Origin of the sequence: Kitasatospora purpeofusca (genome assembly GCF_000718025.1) — a bacterium.
In the GTDB taxonomy this organism is placed as follows: domain Bacteria; phylum Actinomycetota; class Actinomycetes; order Streptomycetales; family Streptomycetaceae; genus Kitasatospora; species Kitasatospora purpeofusca.
Window position 1 is genome coordinate 282,942 of record NZ_JODS01000001.1, and the last position, 19,905, is coordinate 302,846.

At 73.5% G+C, this 19,905-nt stretch carries 23 protein-coding genes; 15 read left to right on the forward strand and 8 right to left on the reverse strand.

Annotated elements, in window-relative coordinates; genetic code table 11:
- The first annotated feature begins 140 nt into the window (after nt 1-140).
- The 3 genes from IF01_RS0101315 (at nt 141) to treZ (ending at nt 5,310) form a co-directional block, all read left to right on the forward strand.
- A complete protein-coding gene (locus IF01_RS0101315; RefSeq protein WP_030391323.1) occupies nt 141-896 on the forward strand; it encodes a hypothetical protein in 756 nt (251 codons plus the stop codon).
- 100 nt (nt 897-996) lie between these two features.
- On the forward strand, nt 997-3,537 hold the full coding sequence (locus IF01_RS0101320) for an alpha-amylase family glycosyl hydrolase (protein ID WP_051754803.1): 2,541 nt from the start codon (nt 997-999) through the stop codon (nt 3,535-3,537).
- A gap of 54 nt (nt 3,538-3,591) precedes the next feature.
- A complete protein-coding gene (gene treZ, locus IF01_RS0101325; RefSeq protein ID WP_030391325.1) occupies nt 3,592-5,310 on the forward strand; it encodes a malto-oligosyltrehalose trehalohydrolase in 1,719 nt (572 codons plus the stop codon).
- Between the two features lie 84 nt (nt 5,311-5,394).
- Here the strand turns inward: treZ and IF01_RS0101330 are convergent, their stop codons facing one another.
- Together IF01_RS0101330 and IF01_RS0101335 are read right to left on the reverse strand one after the other, a co-directional pair.
- A complete protein-coding gene (locus IF01_RS0101330; protein ID WP_030391326.1) occupies nt 5,395-6,288 on the reverse strand; it encodes a transketolase family protein in 894 nt (297 codons plus the stop codon).
- Between the two features lie 22 nt (nt 6,289-6,310).
- On the reverse strand, nt 6,311-7,015 hold the full coding sequence (locus tag IF01_RS0101335) for a thiamine pyrophosphate-binding protein (protein WP_030391327.1): 705 nt from the start codon (nt 7,013-7,015) through the stop codon (nt 6,311-6,313).
- Between the two features lie 55 nt (nt 7,016-7,070).
- Between IF01_RS0101335 and soxR the strand changes: the two genes are divergently transcribed.
- From soxR to IF01_RS0101355, 4 genes are all read left to right on the forward strand, one after another.
- A complete protein-coding gene (soxR, locus tag IF01_RS0101340; protein WP_037778608.1) occupies nt 7,071-7,580 on the forward strand; it encodes a redox-sensitive transcriptional activator SoxR in 510 nt (169 codons plus the stop codon).
- 116 nt (nt 7,581-7,696) lie between these two features.
- Nucleotides 7,697-8,536, forward strand: coding sequence for a M23 family metallopeptidase (locus IF01_RS0101345; protein WP_030391329.1), 840 nt, complete (start codon nt 7,697-7,699; stop codon nt 8,534-8,536).
- A gap of 61 nt (nt 8,537-8,597) precedes the next feature.
- Nucleotides 8,598-9,110, forward strand: a complete 513-nt coding sequence (locus tag IF01_RS43435; RefSeq protein WP_051754804.1) for a cupredoxin domain-containing protein — start codon at nt 8,598-8,600, stop codon at nt 9,108-9,110.
- A 62-nt stretch (nt 9,111-9,172) separates the two neighbouring features.
- Nucleotides 9,173-9,910, forward strand: a complete 738-nt coding sequence (locus IF01_RS0101355; RefSeq protein WP_030391331.1) for an AAA family ATPase — start codon at nt 9,173-9,175, stop codon at nt 9,908-9,910.
- 37 nt (nt 9,911-9,947) lie between these two features.
- On the opposite strand, the gene IF01_RS0101360 is transcribed toward IF01_RS0101355, so the two are convergent.
- A complete protein-coding gene (locus IF01_RS0101360) occupies nt 9,948-10,802 on the reverse strand; it encodes an oxidoreductase (protein WP_030391332.1) in 855 nt (284 codons plus the stop codon).
- Between the two features lie 67 nt (nt 10,803-10,869).
- Between IF01_RS0101360 and IF01_RS0101365 the strand changes: the two genes are divergently transcribed.
- Nucleotides 10,870-11,538, forward strand: coding sequence for a helix-turn-helix domain-containing protein (locus tag IF01_RS0101365; RefSeq protein WP_030391333.1), 669 nt, complete (start codon nt 10,870-10,872; stop codon nt 11,536-11,538).
- A gap of 51 nt (nt 11,539-11,589) precedes the next feature.
- Here IF01_RS0101365 and IF01_RS0101370 read toward each other — a convergent pair whose 3' ends face one another.
- Both IF01_RS0101370 and IF01_RS0101375 read right to left on the reverse strand, forming a co-directional pair.
- Nucleotides 11,590-11,928 carry a hypothetical protein gene (locus IF01_RS0101370; protein ID WP_244215395.1) on the reverse strand — a complete coding sequence of 113 codons (339 nt, stop codon included), beginning with the start codon at nt 11,926-11,928 and terminating at the stop codon, nt 11,590-11,592.
- Between the two features lie 237 nt (nt 11,929-12,165).
- Nucleotides 12,166-12,582, reverse strand: a complete 417-nt coding sequence (locus tag IF01_RS0101375) for an ATP-binding protein (RefSeq protein WP_051754805.1) — start codon at nt 12,580-12,582, stop codon at nt 12,166-12,168.
- A gap of 225 nt (nt 12,583-12,807) precedes the next feature.
- On the opposite strand from IF01_RS0101375, the gene IF01_RS0101380 reads away from it, so the two are divergent.
- The 4 genes from IF01_RS0101380 to IF01_RS49550 all read left to right on the forward strand — a co-directional run bounded on the left by IF01_RS0101380 (nt 12,808) and on the right by IF01_RS49550 (nt 14,385).
- The gene (locus IF01_RS0101380) at nt 12,808-13,662 is read left to right on the forward strand and encodes a helix-turn-helix domain-containing protein (protein ID WP_051754806.1); all 855 of its coding nucleotides are present in this window, start codon (nt 12,808-12,810) and stop codon (nt 13,660-13,662) included.
- On the forward strand, nt 13,659-13,850 hold the full coding sequence (locus IF01_RS0101385) for a DUF397 domain-containing protein (protein WP_030391337.1): 192 nt from the start codon (nt 13,659-13,661) through the stop codon (nt 13,848-13,850). Before IF01_RS0101380 ends, IF01_RS0101385 begins: the two co-directional genes overlap by 4 nt.
- Nucleotides 13,851-13,893: 43 nt before the next feature.
- On the forward strand, nt 13,894-14,121 hold the full coding sequence (locus IF01_RS41145) for a DUF397 domain-containing protein (protein WP_037778609.1): 228 nt from the start codon (nt 13,894-13,896) through the stop codon (nt 14,119-14,121).
- A gap of 123 nt (nt 14,122-14,244) precedes the next feature.
- Entirely contained in the window at nt 14,245-14,385 is a 141-nt protein-coding gene (locus IF01_RS49550; RefSeq protein WP_279617244.1) for a DUF397 domain-containing protein, read from the forward strand.
- Nucleotides 14,386-14,492: 107 nt separating this feature from the next.
- Here IF01_RS49550 and IF01_RS0101400 read toward each other — a convergent pair whose 3' ends face one another.
- Complete coding sequence (locus IF01_RS0101400) at nt 14,493-14,951, reverse strand: RICIN domain-containing protein (RefSeq protein ID WP_078879565.1); 459 nt, start codon at nt 14,949-14,951, stop codon at nt 14,493-14,495.
- A gap of 396 nt (nt 14,952-15,347) precedes the next feature.
- Here IF01_RS0101400 and IF01_RS0101405 point away from each other — a divergent pair, with 396 nt between their 5' ends.
- On the forward strand, nt 15,348-16,433 hold the full coding sequence (locus tag IF01_RS0101405) for a DNA alkylation repair protein (RefSeq protein ID WP_030391340.1): 1,086 nt from the start codon (nt 15,348-15,350) through the stop codon (nt 16,431-16,433).
- Here the strand turns inward: IF01_RS0101405 and IF01_RS0101410 are convergent.
- Nucleotides 16,417-17,037, reverse strand: a complete 621-nt coding sequence (locus IF01_RS0101410; protein ID WP_030391341.1) for an ATP-binding protein — start codon at nt 17,035-17,037, stop codon at nt 16,417-16,419. The two genes, IF01_RS0101405 and IF01_RS0101410, sit on opposite strands and share 17 nt — an antisense overlap.
- A gap of 10 nt (nt 17,038-17,047) precedes the next feature.
- Nucleotides 17,048-18,373 (reverse strand): MFS transporter, encoded by a 1,326-nt coding sequence (locus IF01_RS0101415; protein WP_063764106.1) that lies wholly within the window; start codon nt 18,371-18,373, stop codon nt 17,048-17,050.
- A gap of 62 nt (nt 18,374-18,435) precedes the next feature.
- On the opposite strand from IF01_RS0101415, the gene IF01_RS0101420 reads away from it, so the two are divergent.
- Together IF01_RS0101420 and IF01_RS0101425 are read left to right on the forward strand one after the other, a co-directional pair.
- The gene (locus IF01_RS0101420) at nt 18,436-18,831 is read left to right on the forward strand and encodes a MerR family transcriptional regulator (protein WP_037778610.1); all 396 of its coding nucleotides are present in this window, start codon (nt 18,436-18,438) and stop codon (nt 18,829-18,831) included.
- Between the two features lie 281 nt (nt 18,832-19,112).
- Nucleotides 19,113-19,847, forward strand: a complete 735-nt coding sequence (locus IF01_RS0101425; protein WP_030391344.1) for a class I SAM-dependent methyltransferase — start codon at nt 19,113-19,115, stop codon at nt 19,845-19,847.
- Nucleotides 19,848-19,905 lie beyond the last annotated feature (58 nt).

Sequence of the window (19,905 nt, forward strand, 5' to 3'; positions counted from 1 at the left end):
CGGGTACCGGTGGGCCTGGCGCCGGTTCCGGCTGCACCGGTGTGCCGACGGCCCTTGCGCATCCGCCGCCGCACCGGCCACCGTGGTCCCCGGGGAGGCCCGAGCCTGCCCGGGGACCGGACCGAGGGGCGGCGGGGGCGATGGCGGGCGATCGGACGACCACGGCGGAGTTCCTGCTCGGGACGCTGCTCTCCGTCCCGGGCCGGGTCGCGGACGCGACCGTCCGGCGCCCGCCCTCGTACCGGTGGGTGCTCGCGCGCACCCGCACCCCCGAGGCGGAGGCCGCCCGGGCCGCCGAACACGCCCTGGTCGAGGGACTGGTCGAACGGCTCGGCGCGGTCGACGGGATCACCTTCGTCGTCGCCCAGCTGGACGACCGCCGGATCACCCCCGGGCTCGGGCTCGACCCCGGCCGCCGGCTGGAGCTGGTCTGCCAGCTCGCCGCGACCGCCTACTTCGCCACCGCGCTGGAGCCGCCGGAGCTGCTGCGCCGGATCGACGCGGCCACCGTCGCCGACTGGGGCGCCGGGACGTACACCGACCCCCGGCTGCCGCACCCGACCGGCTCGGTGGCCGCCGCGCTGGCGTACTACCGCGACGGCGGCCGCCACCCGGACGGGTCGCCGCGCGAGTGGCCCGCGCTGTCCGCGCCGGGGACCCTGGGGGCGCGCCTGACCTGGGACGAGCCGGGCCGGACGCCGGTCGCGGAGCCGAACCCGACCATGTTCAACAGCTCGTTCGCCCAGTACACGAAGGACCCGGCCGCCGCCGAGGCGGTGCGGGCCGCCCGGGCCGAGCACGGCCGGATCCTGTGCCTCGGCCGCTCCGGGGCGGGCGGGCCGCAGCGTCCCGGCTACTTCACGGTGCCCCGGGGGTGGCGCCGCCGCGGCCACTGAGCGCCCGCCACCGGACACACCCGCCCACAACGGGCCCCGCTCACCTGTTCGGTCCAGCAACGGGTCTTGCCCCCGCGCCCCGCCGGGTAGGCATGGAGGCATGACCCACGCCGCCGAGCCCGCGCAGTCCCGCCCGGCCGCCGCCCCCGCCGCCGTGCCGTCGGCCAGCTACCGCCTCCAGCTCCAGCCCGGCTTCACCCTGCACGACGCCACCGCCGCCGTCCCCTACCTGGCCGCCCTCGGCGTCTCCCACCTGCACCTCTCCCCGCTGCTGGCCGCCGCGCCCGGCTCCACCCACGGCTACGACACCGTCGACCACGGCCGGATATCCGAGCAGCTCGGCGGCGAGGAGGCACTCCGGGAGCTGGCCGCCGAGGCGCACCGGCACCACCTGCGGCTGATCGCCGACGTGGTGCCCAACCACATGGCGGTCCCCGTCCCCGAGCACCTCAACCGTCCGCTCTGGGAGGTGCTCCGGCACGGCCCCGACTCGCCGTACGCGGACTGGTTCGACATCGACTGGACCGCCCAGCCGGGCCCGGTGGACGCCCCCGGACGCGGCCGGGTGCTGCTGCCCCTGCTCGGCGACCGGCTCGGCGCCGTCCTCGACGAGCTGGCCGTCGACGGCGACACCCTCCGCTACCACGACCACGTGCTGCCGCTGCGCCCCGGCACCGAGACGCTGCCGCTGCCCGAGCTGCTCGCCCGGCAGTGGTACCGCCCGGCCTGGTGGCGACTGGCCCGCACCGAGCTGAACTACCGGCGGTTCTTCACCGTCAACGAGCTGATCGCCGTCCGGGTCGAGCGTCCCGAGGTGTTCGAGGCCACCCACGGCGTGCTGCTGCGGCTGCACCGCGAGGGCGTGCTGGACGGCTTCCGGATCGACCACCCGGACGGGCTCGCCGACCCGCGCGGCTACCTGGAGCGGCTGGCGGCGGCCACCGGCGGGGCCTACACGGTGGTGGAGAAGATCCTCACCGGCGACGAGCGGCTGCCCGCCGACTGGCAGTGCGCCGGCACCACCGGGTACGACGCGCTGCGCCGGATCGACGGCGTGCTCACCGACCACGCGGGCGCCTGCCGGCTCGCCGGGGCGTACGAGGCGTTCCTGGCCGCCTCCCCCGAGGGCCCCGCCGGCCCGGACCACGGCGTCCCGGAGCCCGGCGAACCGTGCGCCGACCCGCACCCGGCGCTGGCCGCCGCCCGGCGGGGGCGGGCCGACATGACCGGGCCCGGCGGCGAGCTGTCGGCCGAGGTGGAGCGGCTGGTCCGGCTGGCCGTCCGGCTCGGCGCCGCCCACCCGGCGCACGCCGACCACCCGCCGGAGCGGCTGCGCGCCGCCCTGGGCCGGCTGCTGACCGGCTACCCCGCGTACCGCCCGTACGTCCGCCCCGGGGAGCCGCTGCCGGAGGTCTCCGCCGAGCAGCTGCGCGCCGCCCGCGCGGCCGACGAGGGGCCCACCGACGCCACCGACCGGTTCGTCGCCGAGCTGGCGGCGGGCGCGCTCGGGCGCGGGCCGGAGCAGGACGAGTTCGCCGTCCGGTTCGGGCAGACCGCAGCCGCGGTGGCCGCCAAGGGCGTCGAGGACACCGCCTTCTACCGCTGGAACGCGCTGCTGAGCCTCAACGAGGTCGGCGGCGAGCCCGCCCGGCCGGGGGTGCGGCCGGAGGACTTCCACGCCTGGTGCCACTACGTCGAACGGCACTGGCCGCACACCATGACGGTGCTCTCCACCCACGACACCAAGCGCAGCGCCGACGCCCGGGCCCGGCTGGCCGTGCTGGCCGAGCAGCCCCGGGAGTGGGCCGCCGAGGCGGCGGCCTGGTCGACGGCGGCCGGACGCGGCGCGGGCGGCGGCTGGGGCTCGGCCCCCACTGCCGGCCCGGGCCACGACCCGGACAGCGACTGGCTGCTCTGGCAGACCCTGGTCGCCGGCTGGCCGCTCCCCCCGGAACGGCTGGTCGCCGCCGTGCTCAAGGCGGCCCGCGAGGCGAAGCTCCACACCTCCTGGACCACCCAGGACGTCCGCTTCGAACGCGCCCTCACCGACCGGGTCCACGGCGTCTTCGGCAACCCCGGGCTGCTGCCCCGGATCGAGGGGTACGTGGCCGGGCTCGCCCCGTACGCCCGTTCCAACACGCTCGCCGCGGCCCTGCTGCACCTCACCGTGCCCGGGGTGCCGGACCTCTACCAGGGCAGCGAGGAGCCGCTCCACACCCTGGTCGACCCGGACAACCGGCGCCCGGTCGACTTCGGCGCGCTCGCCGTGCGGCTCACCGACTCGCCGACCGCCCGCACCGGCGACCCGGCCCGGGAGAAGCTGCACCTCACCACCACCGCCCTGCACCTGCGCCGGACCCGGGAGTTGGGCCCCTACCGACCGCTCGCCGCCGTCGGCCCGGCCGCCGCCCACCTGCTCGCCTTCGGGCGCGGCCCGAACGTCCTGACCGCCGTCACCCGGCTGCCGTACCGGCTCGCCCGGACCGGCGGCTGGCACGAAACCGTGCTGCACCTGCCCGACGGCCGGGGCTGGACGGACGAACTGACGGACCGTCACTTCCAACCGGGCCCCGTCCCGGTGGGCGAACTGCTGGCCGGCGACCGGCCGGTGGTCCTGCTGACCAGGAGGGGCACGTCATGAGGCGCCGCGCCGAGAAGGACACGTCATGAGGGACCGGGCCGGGAGGGGCACGAAATGAGGTACCAGGTCTGGGCCCCGAACGCCGCCGAACGGGTCGAGGTGGCGGTCGACGGCGCGCACCACCCGCTGGCCCGGGACGCCGTCCGCGCCGGGTGGTGGCAGGGCGAGGCGCCCGCCGGGGACTACGCGTTCGTCCTGGACGGCGGGCGTCCGATGCCGGACCCGCGCTCGCCCCGGCAGCCGCACGGCCCGGACGGACCCAGCCGCGCCGTCGACCATGCCGCGTTCAACTGGTCGCACACCGGCTGGCGCGGCCGCCCGCTGCCCGGAGCGGTGCTGTACGAGCTGCACATCGGCACCTTCACGGCCGCCGGCACCTTCGAGGCGGCCGCCGAACGGCTGGACCACCTGGTCGAGCTGGGCGTCGACTTCGTCGAGCTGATGCCCGTCTGCCCGTTCCCCGGCAAGCACGGCTGGGGGTACGACGGTGTGTCGCTGTGGGCCGTGCACGAGCCCTACGGCGGCCCCGAGGGCCTCAAGCGCTTCGTCGACGCCGCCCACCGCAAGGGCCTGGGCGTGATTCTCGACGTGGTGCACAACCACCTCGGCCCGGCCGGCAACTACCTCCCCGCCTTCGGCCCCTACTTCACCGACCGGCACCACACCCCGTGGGGCTCGGCGGTCAACCTGGACGCGCCCGGCTCCGACGAGGTGCGCGCCTATCTGATCGGCAGCGCGCTCGGCTGGCTGCGCGACTACCGGATCGACGGCCTGCGACTGGACGCCGTGCACGCCCTGGCCGACGACCGGGCGGTGCACTTCCTGGAGGAACTCGCCACCGAGGTCGACCGGTTGGCGGTGGCGACCAACCGCCCGCTGTTCCTGGTCGCCGAGTCCGACCTCAACGACCCGCGCACCACCACGCCCCGCGAGGCCGGCGGGCAGGGGCTCGCCGCCCAGTGGAGCGACGACTTCCACCACGCCCTGCACTGCGCCCTGACCCGCGAGTCCCAGGGCTACTACGGGGACTTCGCCGCCGCGCCGCTCGCCGCCGTGGCCCGGACCCTCACCCGGGGGTTCTTCCACGACGGCGGCTGGTCCTCGTTCCGCGGCCGCCACCACGGCCGCCCGTTCCCGCCCGCCCACGGCCACCGACTGCTCGGCTACCTCCAGACCCACGACCAGGTGGGCAACCGGGCGCTCGGCGACCGGATCTCCACCAGCCTCTCCCCCGGCCGACTCGCCTGCGGGGCCGCGCTGGTGCTCACCTCGCCGTTCACCCCGATGCTGTTCATGGGCGAGGAGTGGGGCGCGTCCACGCCCTGGCAGTACTTCACCGACCACACCGACCCGAACCTCGCCGAAGCCGTCCGCGCGGGCCGGCGGCGGGAGTTCGCCGAGCACGGCTGGGCGGCGGACTCGGTGCCGGACCCGCAGGAGCCGGCCACCGTGCTGCGCTCGGTGCTCGACTGGACCGAGCCCCGGCGCGGGCCGCACCGGGCGCTGCTTGACTGGAGCCGGACCCTGATCCGGCTGCGGCGGGAGCACCCTGAGCTGACCGATCCCGATCTGGCGGCCGTCCGGGTCGAGTTCGACGAGGACGCCGGCTGGCTGGTGGTGCACCGGGGGCCGTACCGGGTGGCGGTGAACCTGGGGACGGCGGCGGCCGCGGTGCCGGCGGCCGGCGAGGTGGTGGCCGCGTTCGGGGGGCACCGCCGCTCCGGGGACCGGCTGACCCTCGACCCGGACTCGGTCGCGGTGGTCCGCCGCTGACGGGCCCCGCTCCGGGTCGGCGGTCGCCGCCGCTGCTTCAGGAAGCGGCTACTTCAGGAAGTCGCTGCTTCAGGAAGGCACCGGTCACTTCAGGAAGCCGTCGATCCGCTCCCGCAGCCCGTGCGCGTCCAGTCCGTACGCCGCCAGGTGCTCGGGGATCGAACCGTACTGCCGGTGCTCCGCCTGCGGCACGCCGAGGGCCAGCAGCCGGTGCGGCCGGTCGGCGAGCGCCTCGTGCGCCGCGTTGGCGGAGGTGCCGGCCAGGTACGGCTCGACCAGCACCACGTCCGCCCGCCGCTGGGTGGCGGCCCGCAGCGCGGCGCCGTCGAAGGGCCGGACGGTGGCCGCGTACAGCACGGTGACGTCCAGGTTGGCAGTGGCGGCGAGCACGGCGTCCAGCATCGGGCCGACCGCGACCACGGCACCCCGGGCGCCCTCGCGGACCACCGTGAACCGGCCCGGCTCGACCTTCACCGCCTGCTCGTTCTGGTGCGCGGACAGCCGGACGTACACCTTGCGGTCGCCGTCGGCCACCGCGTGCCGCAGCAGCCGCTCCGCCTCGTCCGGGTGGCCGGGCACGTGCACCGTCCAGTCGGGCAGGGTGTCCAGCAGGGCGACGTCGCCCGGCGACATGTGGGTGCGGCCGCCGGCCGGCCAGTCGTAGGAGCCGGCCGCGCTCACCAGCACCGCGCCGACACCCTGGTGGTTGAGGTCCAGCTTGACCTGCTCGAACGGCCGCTCGATCAGGAAGCTGGCGAAGGTGTGGGCGATCGGCCGCATCCCGGTGAGCGCCAGTCCGGCGGCGGCGCCGATCAGCAGCTGCTCGCGGATGCCGACGTTGACCAGCCGGTCCGGGTGCCGCCCGGCGGCCTGCTGGAAGCCCGCGGCGCTGATGTCCGCGAGCACGAGGGCGAGCCGGGGGTCCTCGTCCAGCAGGCCGGAAGTGACCTCGATGAAGCGGTCGCGCATGGTGTCCATGGATGATCGGGCCCTTTCCGGCTCAGGAGTTCTTCGGTTCGACGCGGGCGACCACGACCCGCGGCCGGTCCGGGTGCGCGGCGGTGTACGCCGCGTGCAGGGCCTCGTGGTCGCGGCCGTCCACGGTCTCCGCCGACCAGCCCTCGGCGGCGAAGCGGGCCGCGATGCCACCGCGCCAGCCGTGCGTGGCGGAGGAGTTGTCGATCACCAGGGCGTGCAGCCGGTCCAGGCCGTAGGCCCCGGCGAAGGCCACCGCCTCGTGGTTGGAGCCCTCGTCGAACTCCGCGTCGCCGAGCAGCACCCAGACCGCCGGGTCGTGCAGGCCCTGGGCGCGCAGGCCGAGCGCCGTGCCGACCCCGATCGGCAGCCCGTGCCCCAGCGAGCCCGAGCTGATCTCCACCCCGGGGACCAGCAGCCGGTCCGGGTGGTGGCCGAGCGGCGAGTCGTACGCGCCGAAGCTGGGCAGCACCTCCGGGTCGAGGAAGCCCTTGGCCGCCAGCACCGCGTAGTACGCCATCGGGCCATGGCCCTTGGAGAGCAGGAAGCGGTCCCGGTCCTGGTCCTGCGCGGTCTCCGGGGTGACCCGCAGGACCCGGTCGTAGAGCACCCACAGGGCGTCCAGGGTGGAGGTCGCGGCCGGGCCGTGCTTCTCGTCGCCGGTCATCAGCGCCATCAGGCCCGGCAGATCGCCGAAACCGGAGGCCGTGGTTCGGGTGCGGTTCGTCATGCCTCCGATGCTGCAACCTGAAGTCGGCTTCAAGTCAAGCGCTACAGTGTCACCCATGATCGCCAACCGGCCGAGCCGCCACGACCTGCTCACCATCGGCCAGCTCTCCGAGCGGAGCGGCCTCGCCACCTCCGCGCTGCGCTACTACGAGCGACTGGGACTGATCCACGCCACCCGCACCACCGGCAACCAGCGCCGCTACACCCGCGGCACCCTGCGCCGGATCGCCTTCGTCCGCGCCGCCCAGCGGGTCGGCCTGTCCCTGGACGAGGCCAAGGTCGCCCTCGACCGCCTCCCCGAGCACCGCGCCCCCAGCGGCACCGAGTGGGACGGGGTCGCGCAGTCCTGGCAGAGCCGGATCGACGAGCAGATCGCCGAGCTGGAGCGGCTCAAGGCCAAGCTCACCGGCTGCATCGGCTGCGGCTGCCTCTCGCTCACCCGCTGCGGGCTCTACAACGCCGCCGACCGCGCGGCCGCGGCCGGCCCCGGCGCCCGCTACCTGCTCACCCGCGACCCGGCCACCGGCCCCGAGCCCGCCCCGACGGACGGGCCGGACAGCGTCTGACGGGCGCGGCACGGTTTCTGTCCCGGACCGCAACCACCCCGCACCACGCCGCCCCGCACCACGACCCCCCGGACCACGCCCCCCGGACCACGACCGCCCTCGGAAGGACACCGCCGTTGTCGACCCTCCGGAAGTACCACGGCCCGGTCTTCGGCGCCGGCACCCTCTGCATCCTGGTGAACGCCCTGATCGGCACGGGCGGCATCGGCCCGCTCTGGCTGGGCGGGGTCGCGCTGCTGGCCGTCGGCGGACTGCTGCGGTGGTCCGTGGTCCGGTCGCAGCGACCGCGCGGCGAGCAGGAGCCGCGCCCCGTCGCCGTCCCGGTCGAGGGCCGCTGGTCGGCGCTGAACGGCCCGGCCACCAAGGTCCCCAGTCACACCCACAGCCACGCCCAGACCTACGCCATCGACCTCGTCCTCGCGCCGGACGCGGACGAGCCGCAGGGCCCGCCGTTCCGGCTGCTCGCGCCGTTCGGCCACCGCCCCGAGCGCTACCCGTCCTTCGGGCAGCCGGTACTGGCGCCCGCCGACGGCACGGTAATCGCCGTCGAGACGCGGATGCGGGACCACTGGTCGCGGGCGTCCCTGCCCGCCTTCGGCTACCTCTACCTGGAGGGCTTCGTCCGCGGCCTCGGCCGGCCGCGGCACCTCTGGGGGAACTTCGTCCTGCTCGACCTCGGCGACGGGGTGGTCGCCGGCTTCGCCCACCTGCGCCGGGGCTCACCGTGCGTCACGGTCGGGGACCGGGTGCGGGCCGGACAGCGGCTCGGCGCGTGCGGCAACTCCGGCAACTCCTCCGAACCGCACCTGCACTTCCAGCTGATGGACGGTCCGGACCCGGAGCTGGCGCGCGGGGTGCCGTTCCGGTGGCACTACCGGGACGACGCCGGGGAGGAGCACTCGGGGGTGCCCGAGGACGCCACCTCGTTCAGGGCGCTCCCGGCGCGCCCGCTGTGACGGCCACCCGGCGGGCTCTAGCGTGGGCGGGTCGCCGCAGGTAGCGAGGCTGGAGCCGCTGATGACCCGCCGTCCGTTCCGTCCCTCCCGTCCGACCCGGAGCGCCCTCGCCGCCGTGATGTCGGCCTGGCTGCTGCTCGGGGCCGCCGGCTGTTCGAGCAACAGCAGTAGCGGGGGCGGCTCCTCCTCCCCGGCCGTCACCTCCCCGGCCGTCACCTCACCAGCCGTCACCTCACCGGCCGCCACTTCGCCGGCCGCCTCCTCCTCCGCTGCCTCCTCTTCAGCCTCGCCCTCAGCCTCCTCCGCGCCGGCCGGGGCGGTGACCGTGACGATCAAGGACTTCAAGTTCGACCCCGCCACCATCACCGTGGCCCCGGGCACCGCGATCACCGTCACCAACCAGGACTCCGCCGGCCACACCCTCACAGCCCTCGCACCCAACGCCGGGGCGTTCGACACCGGCCTGCTGGAGCAGGGCAAGTCGGCGACGATCACCGCCCCCACCACCCCCGGCTCGTACCCGTTCCACTGCGACGTCCACCCGACCATGACGGGCACCCTCGTCGTCCAGTGACCGTTCGTGTCGGACCCACCGCCTAGCCTCGGGACGGAACCACCCGCAGGAAAGGCTTGCCCATGATCGTTGACCGGATACGCGTCCACCCCCAGCTCGTCCACGCGGACGACCGCGACGAGTGGCCGTGGACGGTGCCGTGCGTGGGCGCGCTGCTCGGGGCGGGGGTGGCGCTGCCCGCGCCGGTGACCTTCCTGGTCGGTGAGAACGGCAGCGGCAAGTCGACCCTGGTCGAGGCGGTGGCGGAGGCGTTCGGGCTGGACTCCTACGGCGGGCGCGGCGGCTCCCGCTACGCCTCGCCGCGCGCGAAGAGCGTGCTCGGCGAGCGCCTCCACCTCGACTACACGCCGCGCGGGCTCGCCATGGCGTCGGGCCCGCGCGCCAAGCGGCGCGGCTTCTTCCTCCGGGCCGAGACTGCGATGGGGATGATGGAGGAGAAGCAGGGCTGGCCCGGCTACTGGGAGGAACGGACCGACCTGATGAGCCACGGCGAGGGGTTCCTCACCGTGTTCGAGTCGATGTTCCAGGGGCCCGGGCTGTATGTGCTGGACGAGCCGGAGGCAGCGCTGTCCTTCACCTCCAGCCTGCGCCTGGTCGCCCTGCTCGCCGAACTCGGCCGCGGCGGCGCCCAGGTGATCTGCGCGACCCACTCCCCGATCCTGGCCTCCGTGCCGGGCGCGGCGGTCCTGGAGGTCGGCGAGCACGGGATCCAGCCGACCCGGTGGCAGGACCTCGCGATCGTCGACCACTGGCGCCGCTACCTGGAACGGCCGGAGGCCTACCTCCGGCACCTGCTCTGAGCCGTGCCGCCGCGGAACGGTCGCGCCGCACACCCGGTCAGGCGCGCAGCTCGGCCAGGTCTTCGGCGCCGAGCACGAGAGCGCCCGCCGCGAGGTTCTCCTCCAGGTGGTCGAGCGACCCGGTGCCCGGAATCGCCAGCACCGACGGCGATTCCGCCAGCAGCGCGCCGAGCGCCACCTGCGACGCGGTCGCGCCCACGCGGGCGGCGACCCGGCCGAGCCGTTCGAGGTCGAGCGGGACCAGGCTCCCGCCGAGCGGGAAGTACGGCACGTACGCGATACCCGCCGCCTCGCAGGTGGCCAGCAGCCCCGCACCGTTCTCGAACGAGTTGTTCTGCACCGCCGCGACGGGCGCGACCGCCCGCGCCTCGGCGAGCTGGGCGGCGTCGACGTTGCTCACCCCCAGGTGCCGGACCAGCCCCTCCTCGCGGAGTTCGGCGAGCGCCGCGAACCGGTCCGCGACAGACTCGGTGTCCGGCCCGGTCAGCCCGCCCACCCGCAGGTAGACCAGGTCCAGCCGGTCCAGCCCGAGGGCCCGCAGGTCCGCCTCCACCAGGCCGCGCAGTTCGCCCGGCCCCGCCTTCCCGGTCGGCACGCCGTCCGGACCGGGCAGCGGACCGACCTTGGTGGCGATCACCAGGTCGTCGCGGTACGGGGTCAGCGCCCTGCGGATCAGCTCGTTCGCGCGCACCGCTCCGCGGTTGTAGAAGCCGGCCGTGTCGATGTGGTTCACCCCGAGCTCGACGGCGCGCCGGAGCACCGCGACGCCGGTCTCCGGATCCCGGGGCGGGCCGTCGAAGGTGCCGGCGGCGAGGCGCATCGCGCCGAAGCCGAGCCGGTTGACAGGGAGGTCGCCGCCGAGGAGGAATGTCGTGTTCGTCGTGGTCGTCATGCGTCCCATGCTGTCCGCCGCCGCGAACCCCGGCGAGACCGTGGCCAGTTGCTGCCAGACTGGACGGATGAGCAACGAGCAGGTGTTCTCGGTCCACGGCGACGCGGAACTGGCCGCCCGCGCCGGCCATCTCTTCGAGTCCGCGCGGACCGAGTTCCTGTGCGCGGCCAGGGACCTCCGCACCTGGTCCCGGCCGGAGGCGAGGGCCGCGGTCCAGGCCCGGATGCGGGACGCCGCCGCGCCCGGCTTCACCGCCCGCAAGCTCCTCAGCCCGGTCGCCCTCGCCGACGAGGAGGCCCGCGTCCACCTGCGGCTGGTGCAGGGAGCGGGCACCCTGGTCCGGATCAGCGGCTCACCGCTGCCGCACGAGACCATCCTCATCGACCGGCGGGTGATGATCCTGGCGGGCCGGGAGAACCCCGCCGGCCGCGAGTACACCGTGACCACCTCGCAGGCCCTGATCGACGGCGTGCACGCGCTCTTCCAGGCCGCCTGGGACAGCGCCGTCGACCTCGACGTCTACCTGTCGGGCGACGTCCCGCACCTCGACGCGGACGGCCGCACGATCCTCCGCTCCCTCGCCTCCGGGCTCACCGACGAGGTGGCGGCCCGGCGGCTCGGCGTCTCGCTGCGCACCTACCGGCGGCGGGTGGCCGAGCTGATGGAACGACTCGAAGCGGGCTCCCGCTTCCAGGCCGGCCTGCGCGCGGGAGAGTTGGGGCTGCGCGGGACGTAACGGCCGCGCCGCCGCCCCCTGAGCCTGGGCGGCGGCGCGCTGTTCACGGCATCACGGGGTGTAGCTGACCCAGCCCTGCTTGGGGGTGGTGTTCGGCGGGCAGTACACGCGGACGTTCTGGAAGGTGGTGTACGGGCCGGCGGTCCGGGTGGAGTTGTCGGAGCAGCTGATGTTCACCCACCACTTGGTGGTGCCGGTGGCCGAGCAGGAGACGTTGTAGTACCACTGGGTGCCGTCCTGGCCGAACGACCCGGTGCTGCAGTTGATGCTGGCGAGCCGGATCGGCGAGCTGCTCTGCGCACTGGCGGCCGGCGCCGTGACGACCGCGGCCGCGGCGACGCCGGCCAGCAGACAGCCGGCCAGGCTGATCCTCTTGGTGTTCCTGCGCACGATGGTTCCGTCCTCGTTGTCGGTGGTGGCAATTCCTGCCGCGGCGAATATAGGGAGGGAGTGTGAAGTTCCGCATATGACATAGGAATTGTCGCCAGGCTCGCCGTACGCTGCTGGTTCGTCCACCCGACCTGGGACGCCCGGCGCGTCCCGCGTCTGACGAGTCGCCCGTTTCGCGGAAGCCGTGCACCAACCACCGGCCCATCGGCCGGAATCCGCCGTTCCCCGACTGTCGGCCTACGGCGCGACCTCCACCCAGACGATCTTCCCCACACCGTCACGCGGGCAGCAACCCCAGCGCTGCGCCAGCAGCTTGACCAGCACCAGGCCGCGCCCGGACTCGTCCTCCCCGGACGCCGCCCTGAGCACCGGGCCGCGCTCACCGCGCGCGTCGTGCACCTCGATCCGGAGACGCCACCGGTCGACGTCGAGCACGAGATGGACGCGGCGCCCCATCGGCGCGCCGTGCAGGACGGCGTTGGTCACGAGCTCGCTGACGAGCAACTGGCCTGCGTCGGCGAACCGTTCACCCCCGGGCGCATCGGCGAGCAGCTTGTCGAGCAGCCGGCGGGCCTCGCCGGGCGAGCGCCGGCTGCGCGGCAGCCAGGCCGAGAGGGAGGTGGAGGGAGAGGGGGAGGAGTTGCAGGAGGACATGGCGGATTCACCTTCCGCGTACAGGGAGTTGAGGCATGGGAATGCCCGGCAACCGACCACTTGATCACTCAGAAGATCCGGGCGGTCACGTCATGTAGTGTGCACCGTGCAGCTGATTGCGCGCAAGCGCATCTCATCTGCAATTGCAGCTTCTGCCATCATGGTTGAGGCTCGAAGAGGGGTGGCAGACTATGCAAGGACCCGAACAGGCAGGGAGTGTGACGCGTGAGCAGTCCGACCGTGCTGCGACGTAGGCTTGGCAGTGAGCTCGGCAAGTTGCGTTCGTCTCGCGACTTGAGCGCCAAGGACGTGGCCGCAGCCCTCGGCTGGTCGGCCTCCAAGTTGAGTCGCATCGAGAGTGGCCTCGTGTCACTACAAGAGCGCGACGCAGCGAAGCTGTTGGCGCACTACGGGATCAGTTCACCCCAAGAGGTGAAACAGTTCCTCAGTCTCACCCGACAGAGCCGTCAGCAAGGTTGGTGGCATGCCTACGGCGATGCCCTGCCGGACTGGTTTCGGGCGTACGTCGGCTTCGAATCGGATGCCACGAAGATCGTCACATACCAGTGCGAGCTCGTCCCGGGGCTGCTTCAGACCGAGACCTACGCAAGGCACGTCATCCGTGCCATGAATCCCACGGAGTCCACGACCGAGGTCGAGCGCCGGGTGGCTCTACGAATGGACCGCCAACAGATCCTCGACCGACCGGATCCACCCCAGTTCTGGGCCATCATCGGCGAGGCGGTCATACGGCGCCCAGTCGGCAACGGGACGGCGATGGCCGAACAGTTGAACCATCTCGCGGCCATGGCCGACGAACGGCCCAACATCACCGTCCAGATCCTTCCGTTCTCGGCAGGTGCACACGCGGCCATGGGCTCCTCATTCTCAGTCCTTTCGTTCAGCGACATCCCTGGCAGCGTGGCCTACTCCGAGGCAACGACAAGCAGCACCTACGCGGAACGGCCGTCCGAGGTCGCACGGCACCAGGACGTGTTCCTTCGCCTCATGGCCTCATCGGTGCAACCCGAGAAATCCATCACGTGGTTGAGGAAAGTCGCAGAGGAGTACGACGAATGAAGCAATGGCGCAAGAGCAGCTACAGCAACGGCCAGGGCGACTGCATCGAAGTCGCCGACAGGCTGTCGGACATAGTTCCCGTCCGTGACAGCAAGGACCCTCACGGACCCACTCTGGCCTTCAGCACCACTGCTTGGACGTCCTTCCTCGCCGCCATCCGCGCCGGTGAACTCCCCGACAAATCGTGACCGCTCAGCAGCTCCTGCGACCACCGCAGGAGCCGCCGACACCATGAGCCACTGGAGGGAAACCGACATGCACGCAATCGCAACCTGGCGCAAGAGCAGCTACAGCGGCAGTGAAGGTGGCAACTGCATCGAAGTCGACGACGAATGCACCGGCGTCGTCCCCATTCGGGACAGCAAAAATCCCGAGGGCCCCACGCTCAGATTCACCGCCACCGCGTGGGTTTCCTTCCTCTCGGCCATCCACGCCGGCGAGTTCCCCGTTCAATCGTGATTACCCGGCGGCTCCTGTGACCTTCACAGGAGCCGCCGACACGACGAGTCGCAGGAGGCAAGCAAAATGCGCCCCATCGCAACTTGGCGTAAGAGCACCTAGAGCATCCACGACGGCGACTGCATCGAGGCCGCCGACAGCCCGACGGACATGGTCCCCGTCCGTGACAGCAAGGATCCCGACGGACCCGCCCTCACCTTCACAGCCACCGCGTGGGCCTCCTTCCTCACCGCACTCCGCGCCGGCGAGCTGCACCCCGGCTGACACGGAAAACGCCCTCCCCGGAGATTGAGGCGCCGGGGAGGGCGTTTTTTCATTTCCTTACCGGGAGAACTCTCCGATCAGGAGGCGGAAATCGCCCCGATCGGGAATCAGTTCCACTTCTGGTAGTTGCCGCCGTTGCCGCCGATGGCGTAGACGTCGCCGTTCACGTTGCTGTCCAGGTAGCGGCCGGTGGCGACGTTCCGGTAGAAGGCGCCGTTGCCGCCCCAGCTCTTGACCCACTTCTGGTAGTTGCCGCCGTTGCAGCCCAGCGTGTAGACCTTGCCGTCACCATTGCTGTCGAGGCAGCGGCCGGTGGCCAGGTTCTTGAAGGTGTAGGTCTCGTTGCCCTCGTCGTTGGCCCACCAGACCTGGTAGGAGCCGCCGTTGGCGCCGAGGGTGTAGACGTTGCCGTTGCCGTTGCTGTCCAGGACGCGGCTGGTGGCGAGGTTGGTCAGGGTGACGTAGCCGGAGGCGGCGCTCGCCGATCCGGTGGACAGGAACGTCAGGCCGCCGGCCAGGACGGCCGTCGAGGCAGCAAGGGCAGCGGTGCGCTTGACGAGCTTCATCGCATTTCCTCCCGATGTCGACCGGTCCGTCTGACCGGTCGACGTCGAACTTATCCGCAGAATCCCTTGGTTGGACCTCCGGATCTCCGGACATGTCCAGCTTCGGCCACCTGGAATTGGGTGATCCGGATTTCTCGGGCCAGAACGGAACAATGCCCGCCGGTACATCGGCGGATATGGCCGGACATTCTCCCGATCAGTGCTGGACAGACCGCGCCGATGCGGGGATGTCATGGCAAGGCCAACACAAAGCGGATAGACCACACATACCCGACTATTCAGCACTCGAAGTCTTCGACCACGAACTTGGCCGGATCCGGCAGAACCGGGCGTTGTCCGACCCGCCGCGTACCGTTCAACGACCACGGCAAACCCGCACGTCACCAGGAGGCAACCGTGCCCACGGCCGCCGAGATGATCGACCAGGACACCGTCGCCGCGCTCGCCCGCTGCCTCGCCCGCACCGGGCACGGCACCACCACGGAGGCCCTCGACCGCTGCGGTGCGGCCCTGGACCCGCTCGGCTTCCGCGAACGCGTCGTGGCGATCCGCGATGCCGTGCTCGCCGATCTCCCGGCCGCCTACCCGGAGTTCGAGCGGGTGCTGCAGGACGCGCTGCGGGACGAGGAGTTCACCGGGTGGATGACCTTCCCGGTCGGTGAGGCCGTCGCCGTGCGCGGCCTGGACGCGTTCGAGCCCGCACTCGCGCTGCTCGCCGCGCTCACGCCCCGGCACACCTCCGAGAGCGCCGTCCGCCCGTTCCTCCGGGCCGACCAGGCCCGCGCGCTCGCCGTTGTCGCCCGGTGGACCGACCACCCGGACCCGCACGTCCGGCGGCTGGTGAGCGAGGGCACCCGGCCGCGCCTGCCCTGGGCTCCCCAACTGCCCGCGCTGATCGCCGATCCGAGGCCCGCGCTGCCACTGCTCGACGCGCTGTACCGGGACGAGTCCGACTACGTGCGCCGCTCGGTCGCCAACCACCTCAACGACATCAGCCGCGACCACCCCGACCTCGCCGTCGAGGCCGCCGGCCGCTGGCTCGCCGATCCGGCGCCGACCACGCCGCAACTGGTCCGGCACGGTCTGCGCACCCTGATCAAGGCGGGCCACCCGGAGGCGCTCACCCTGTTCGGTCACCGCCCGGACGTCCAAGTGACCGTCGAGGGCCCGCAGGTACTGACCCCGGACCTCCGGCTCGGCGAGGACCTGGTGTTCGAGTACGCGGTGACCAACACCCACGACGAGAGCACCAGCGTGGTGATCGACTACGTCGTGCACCACGTGAAGGCCAACGGGGGCCGGACTCCCAAGGTCTTCAAGCTGACCACCCGTTCACTGGCGCCCGGCGAGACCCTGCGGGCGACCCGGCGGCACGCCGTGAAGCCGATCAGCACCCGGCGCTACCACCCCGGCGTGCACCTGCTGGAACTCCAGGTCAACGGCCGCCGCCACGGCGAGGGTTCGTTCACCCTGCACCTGTGACGGGCGGCCGATCGGTGACGGCCGCGAGCACCGCGTCCGCCAGCTCCGCGACGGACCGGCCGTCCCCCGCCTCCAGCGGCTCCGACCCGAGCACCGACAGCTCGGCGAGCAGCAGTTCCTGGTAACGCACCGACCTGGCCAGGAACTTGTCCATCAGGTACCGGCCGTCCGGGGTCGCCTCCGGGTACCGCCCGGCCGTCCGGATCCGGGTACGCAGGACGGCCTCGTCCGCACGCAGCCAGTGGGCGGACACCCTGCCGCCGGTGAGCCGCGCCACCTCGGGCGGCCACAGCGCCGAACCCTCCAGGACGAGGCCCGCTCCTGCACCGTCCACGATCAGCTGCTCGATCCGGGGCCACAGCCGCGCGTAGTGCTCCCGCACCGAGGCGATCAACTCCTCGACGGCGAGGGTCCGGTAGTGCTCGGCCACGTGCGGCGGCACCTCCCACCCCGGCACCGGCCACGGTCGGCCGGGGTGGCGCGCCAGTGTGTCCGTCGTCCGGTACGCGAAGCCGAGCCGGTCCGCCAGCAGCCGGCCGAGCGTCGACTTCCCGGTGTTCGACGTCCCGCCGATCAGCACCACCCGCACACCGTCGTCCGTCATACGGCCGACCCTATCCACCGGTCCCGGCCCGCGCCCGCGGGCGGGAGGTCGGATCCGCCGACTTCCCGCGCGTGGAACGCGCGAGGCGTCCGGCAAGGACCGGCGTTCCGGCCGCGCACACGGCCACGGTGATCATCGCCAGTCCCGCCCCGACCAGCACGGCGCGCGGCCCCAGCACGGCCGTCAGCGGACCGCCCAGGGTCGCGCCCGCCGGGGAGGCCGTCATCAGCACGGACGACCTCAGGGCGAGGACGGAGGTGAGGGCGGGCGGCGGCGTGAGGTCCTGGAACAGGCCGAGCGACAGCGCGCCGTACGGGCCGTACACCAGCCCGACCACGGCGAACCCGGCCACCGAGACCACGGCCGGGCCGGGCGGCGCGAACGACAGCAGGGCGACGCCGTGCGCGGCGACGATCCCCAGCAGCACCCGCCGGACCGCGCCGCGGCGCAGCATGCCGACGGCCAGCGCGCCCAGCACCGCCCCGACCCCGAAGGCCGCCCAGTAGGTGCCGAGCAGACCGGGCCCGGCCGCCAGCTCCTGCCCGACGAACAGCGGCAGCGCGACCTCCACGGGGCCCCAGGCCAGGTTGAACAGCCAGGTCAGAACGAGCAGGGCCAGCAGCTCCGGCCTGGTCCGCAGTACCCGCAGCCCCTCGCCGCGCGGCACGGCCTCCCGCTCCGGCCGGTCCAGAACGGAGGCGGGGACGGCAGCGGGGACGGCGGACAGCCTCCCGGCACCGACCGCCAGCACCGCGAACGACAGGGCGTCCAGCCCGAGCACCCAGGCCGGCGCGACCACCGCCGTCAGCGTCCCCGCCAGCGCCGGTCCGGCGATCATCGCCACCCAGCCGCTCGTGCTGAGCAGCGCGTTGGCCGCCAGCCGCCGATCCGCCGGGAGCACCTCGGCCACCAGGGCGTACCTGGCGCTCGCGCCCCACCCGTGCAGCAGCGAGGAACCGGCCAGCAGGACCAGCAGCAGCCAGGGCCCCAGCACACCGAACGCCCACCCGACGGGGATCGCGCCCAGCAGCGCCGCGCGCGTCCACGCGTCCGCCCGGATCAGGCGCCGCGCGGGCAGTCCGCGCAGCCAACGGCCGAGCAGCAGCGCACCGAGCGCGCCGGGCAGGACGTAGGCGGCGACGGCGGCCCCGACGTACAGCCCGGTCTGCCCGGGCGGGGCCAGTTGCAGCGCGAGCCACGGCACGGCCACGGCGCTCATGCCGTCCCCGAGGTCGGACACCGCGAGCGCGGGGAGCAGCCGGCGGAACGGGCCGGGGGCGAACAGCGGACGGTAGGCCGGGGGAAGCCGCCGGACCAGTGGTGCGGATGAGATCATGCGGGCCAGGCAAGCGGTTCACGCGCGCTTGAAGTCAAGCGGAACCGGGGAACGGGGCGGACGTGCAGGATGTCGGTATCGGGGAGCTGGCCCGGCAGACCGGGCTGCGGCCCTCGGCGCTGCGGTACTACGAGAGCCTCGGCCTGCTGCCCGCCGCCCGGCGCGAGGGCGGCCGCCGGGTCTGGCCGGCGGCCACGCTGCGCCGGGTCGCCCTGATCCGGATGTCCCAGCGGGCGGGCTTCACGCTGGCCGAGATCCGGGGGCTGCTGGACACCTCCACCACCCGCGGCACCACCCGCCAGTGGCGCGCCCTGGCCGAACGCAAGCTCCCCGAGCTCGACCGCGTCGTCCGGCAGACCCAGCAGCTCCGGGACGCCGTCGCGGCCTGCCTCGCCTGCGGCTGCATGAACTTCGCCGACTGCGAACTCCTCTCCGCCGGTGCGGCCGACGGCACCTGAGCGTGACTCGGGACGCGGGCGGAGCGGCCTCCGGAACGTGATCGACATGTGATCCGGCACCCCCGTCCGGCGGGCTCCGGCGGCCCGCCCGAACGCCCTTTCCCGGGCCTGCGGCACGGTGCGGCCGGTCGCCCGTCCCGGGGTCCGGGGGCCAGGACGGAGGACGTCCGACCGGGGCCGCAGCGGGGCTCAACGGCCCTTTCGGCGCAGGGAATCGGGGGTGAGAGTACGGCCGCGGACTCCTAGGCTGGGAGCATCCCACCCCACCGAAAGGCCCGCCCTTGAACCGCGCCATCCGCTCCGTCGACGACGTCCTCGACCTGCTCGACGGGCTCTTCCGCCCCGAGGCGGACCGCTGGACCGACCGGGCCGCCGACTGGTGGGACGGCTTCTACGCCGACCGGGCCTCGGGGCGGCCGTTCTTCGTCGACAAGCCGGACGAGAACCTCGTCGCTCGGCTCGACGGCGGCCTGCTGCCGCCCGGCGCACGGGTGCTGGACCTCGGCTGCGGGGCCGGCCGCAACGCCGTGCACCTCGCCTCGCGCGGCTTCGAGGTGGACGCCGTCGACCTCTCGGCGACCGCCCTCGCCTGGGCGCGCGAGCGCGCGGACGCGGCGGGCGTCGCCCCGCGCTTCCACCACGGCAACATCTTCAGCGCCGAACTGCCCCTCCCCCAGTACGACCTGGTGTACGACTCGGGCTGCCTGCACCACCTCCCGCCGCACCGCCGGATCAGCTACCTGGCCCTGCTGGAGCGCGTCCTCGCACCGGGCGGGTACTTCGGGCTGACCTGCTTCGCGGCCGGCGAGATGGGTTCGGAGCTGCCGGACGCCGAGCTGTACCGCAACGGGCGGCTGGACGGCGGGCTGGCCTTCACACCGGACGAACTCCGTTGGATCTTCGCCGGGTTCACGGAGCTGGAGATCCGGCCGATGGTCCCGCAGGAGCCCGCGTCCCCGCTCTTCGGCCTGCCCGTGCTGCTCACCGGCCTGTTCCGCAGGCCGCTCGCCGGCTGAGGCATGCGGGCGCCACGACCGGGCAGGAAGGAGGGTGGACAGGGCGGGGGCCGGTCGG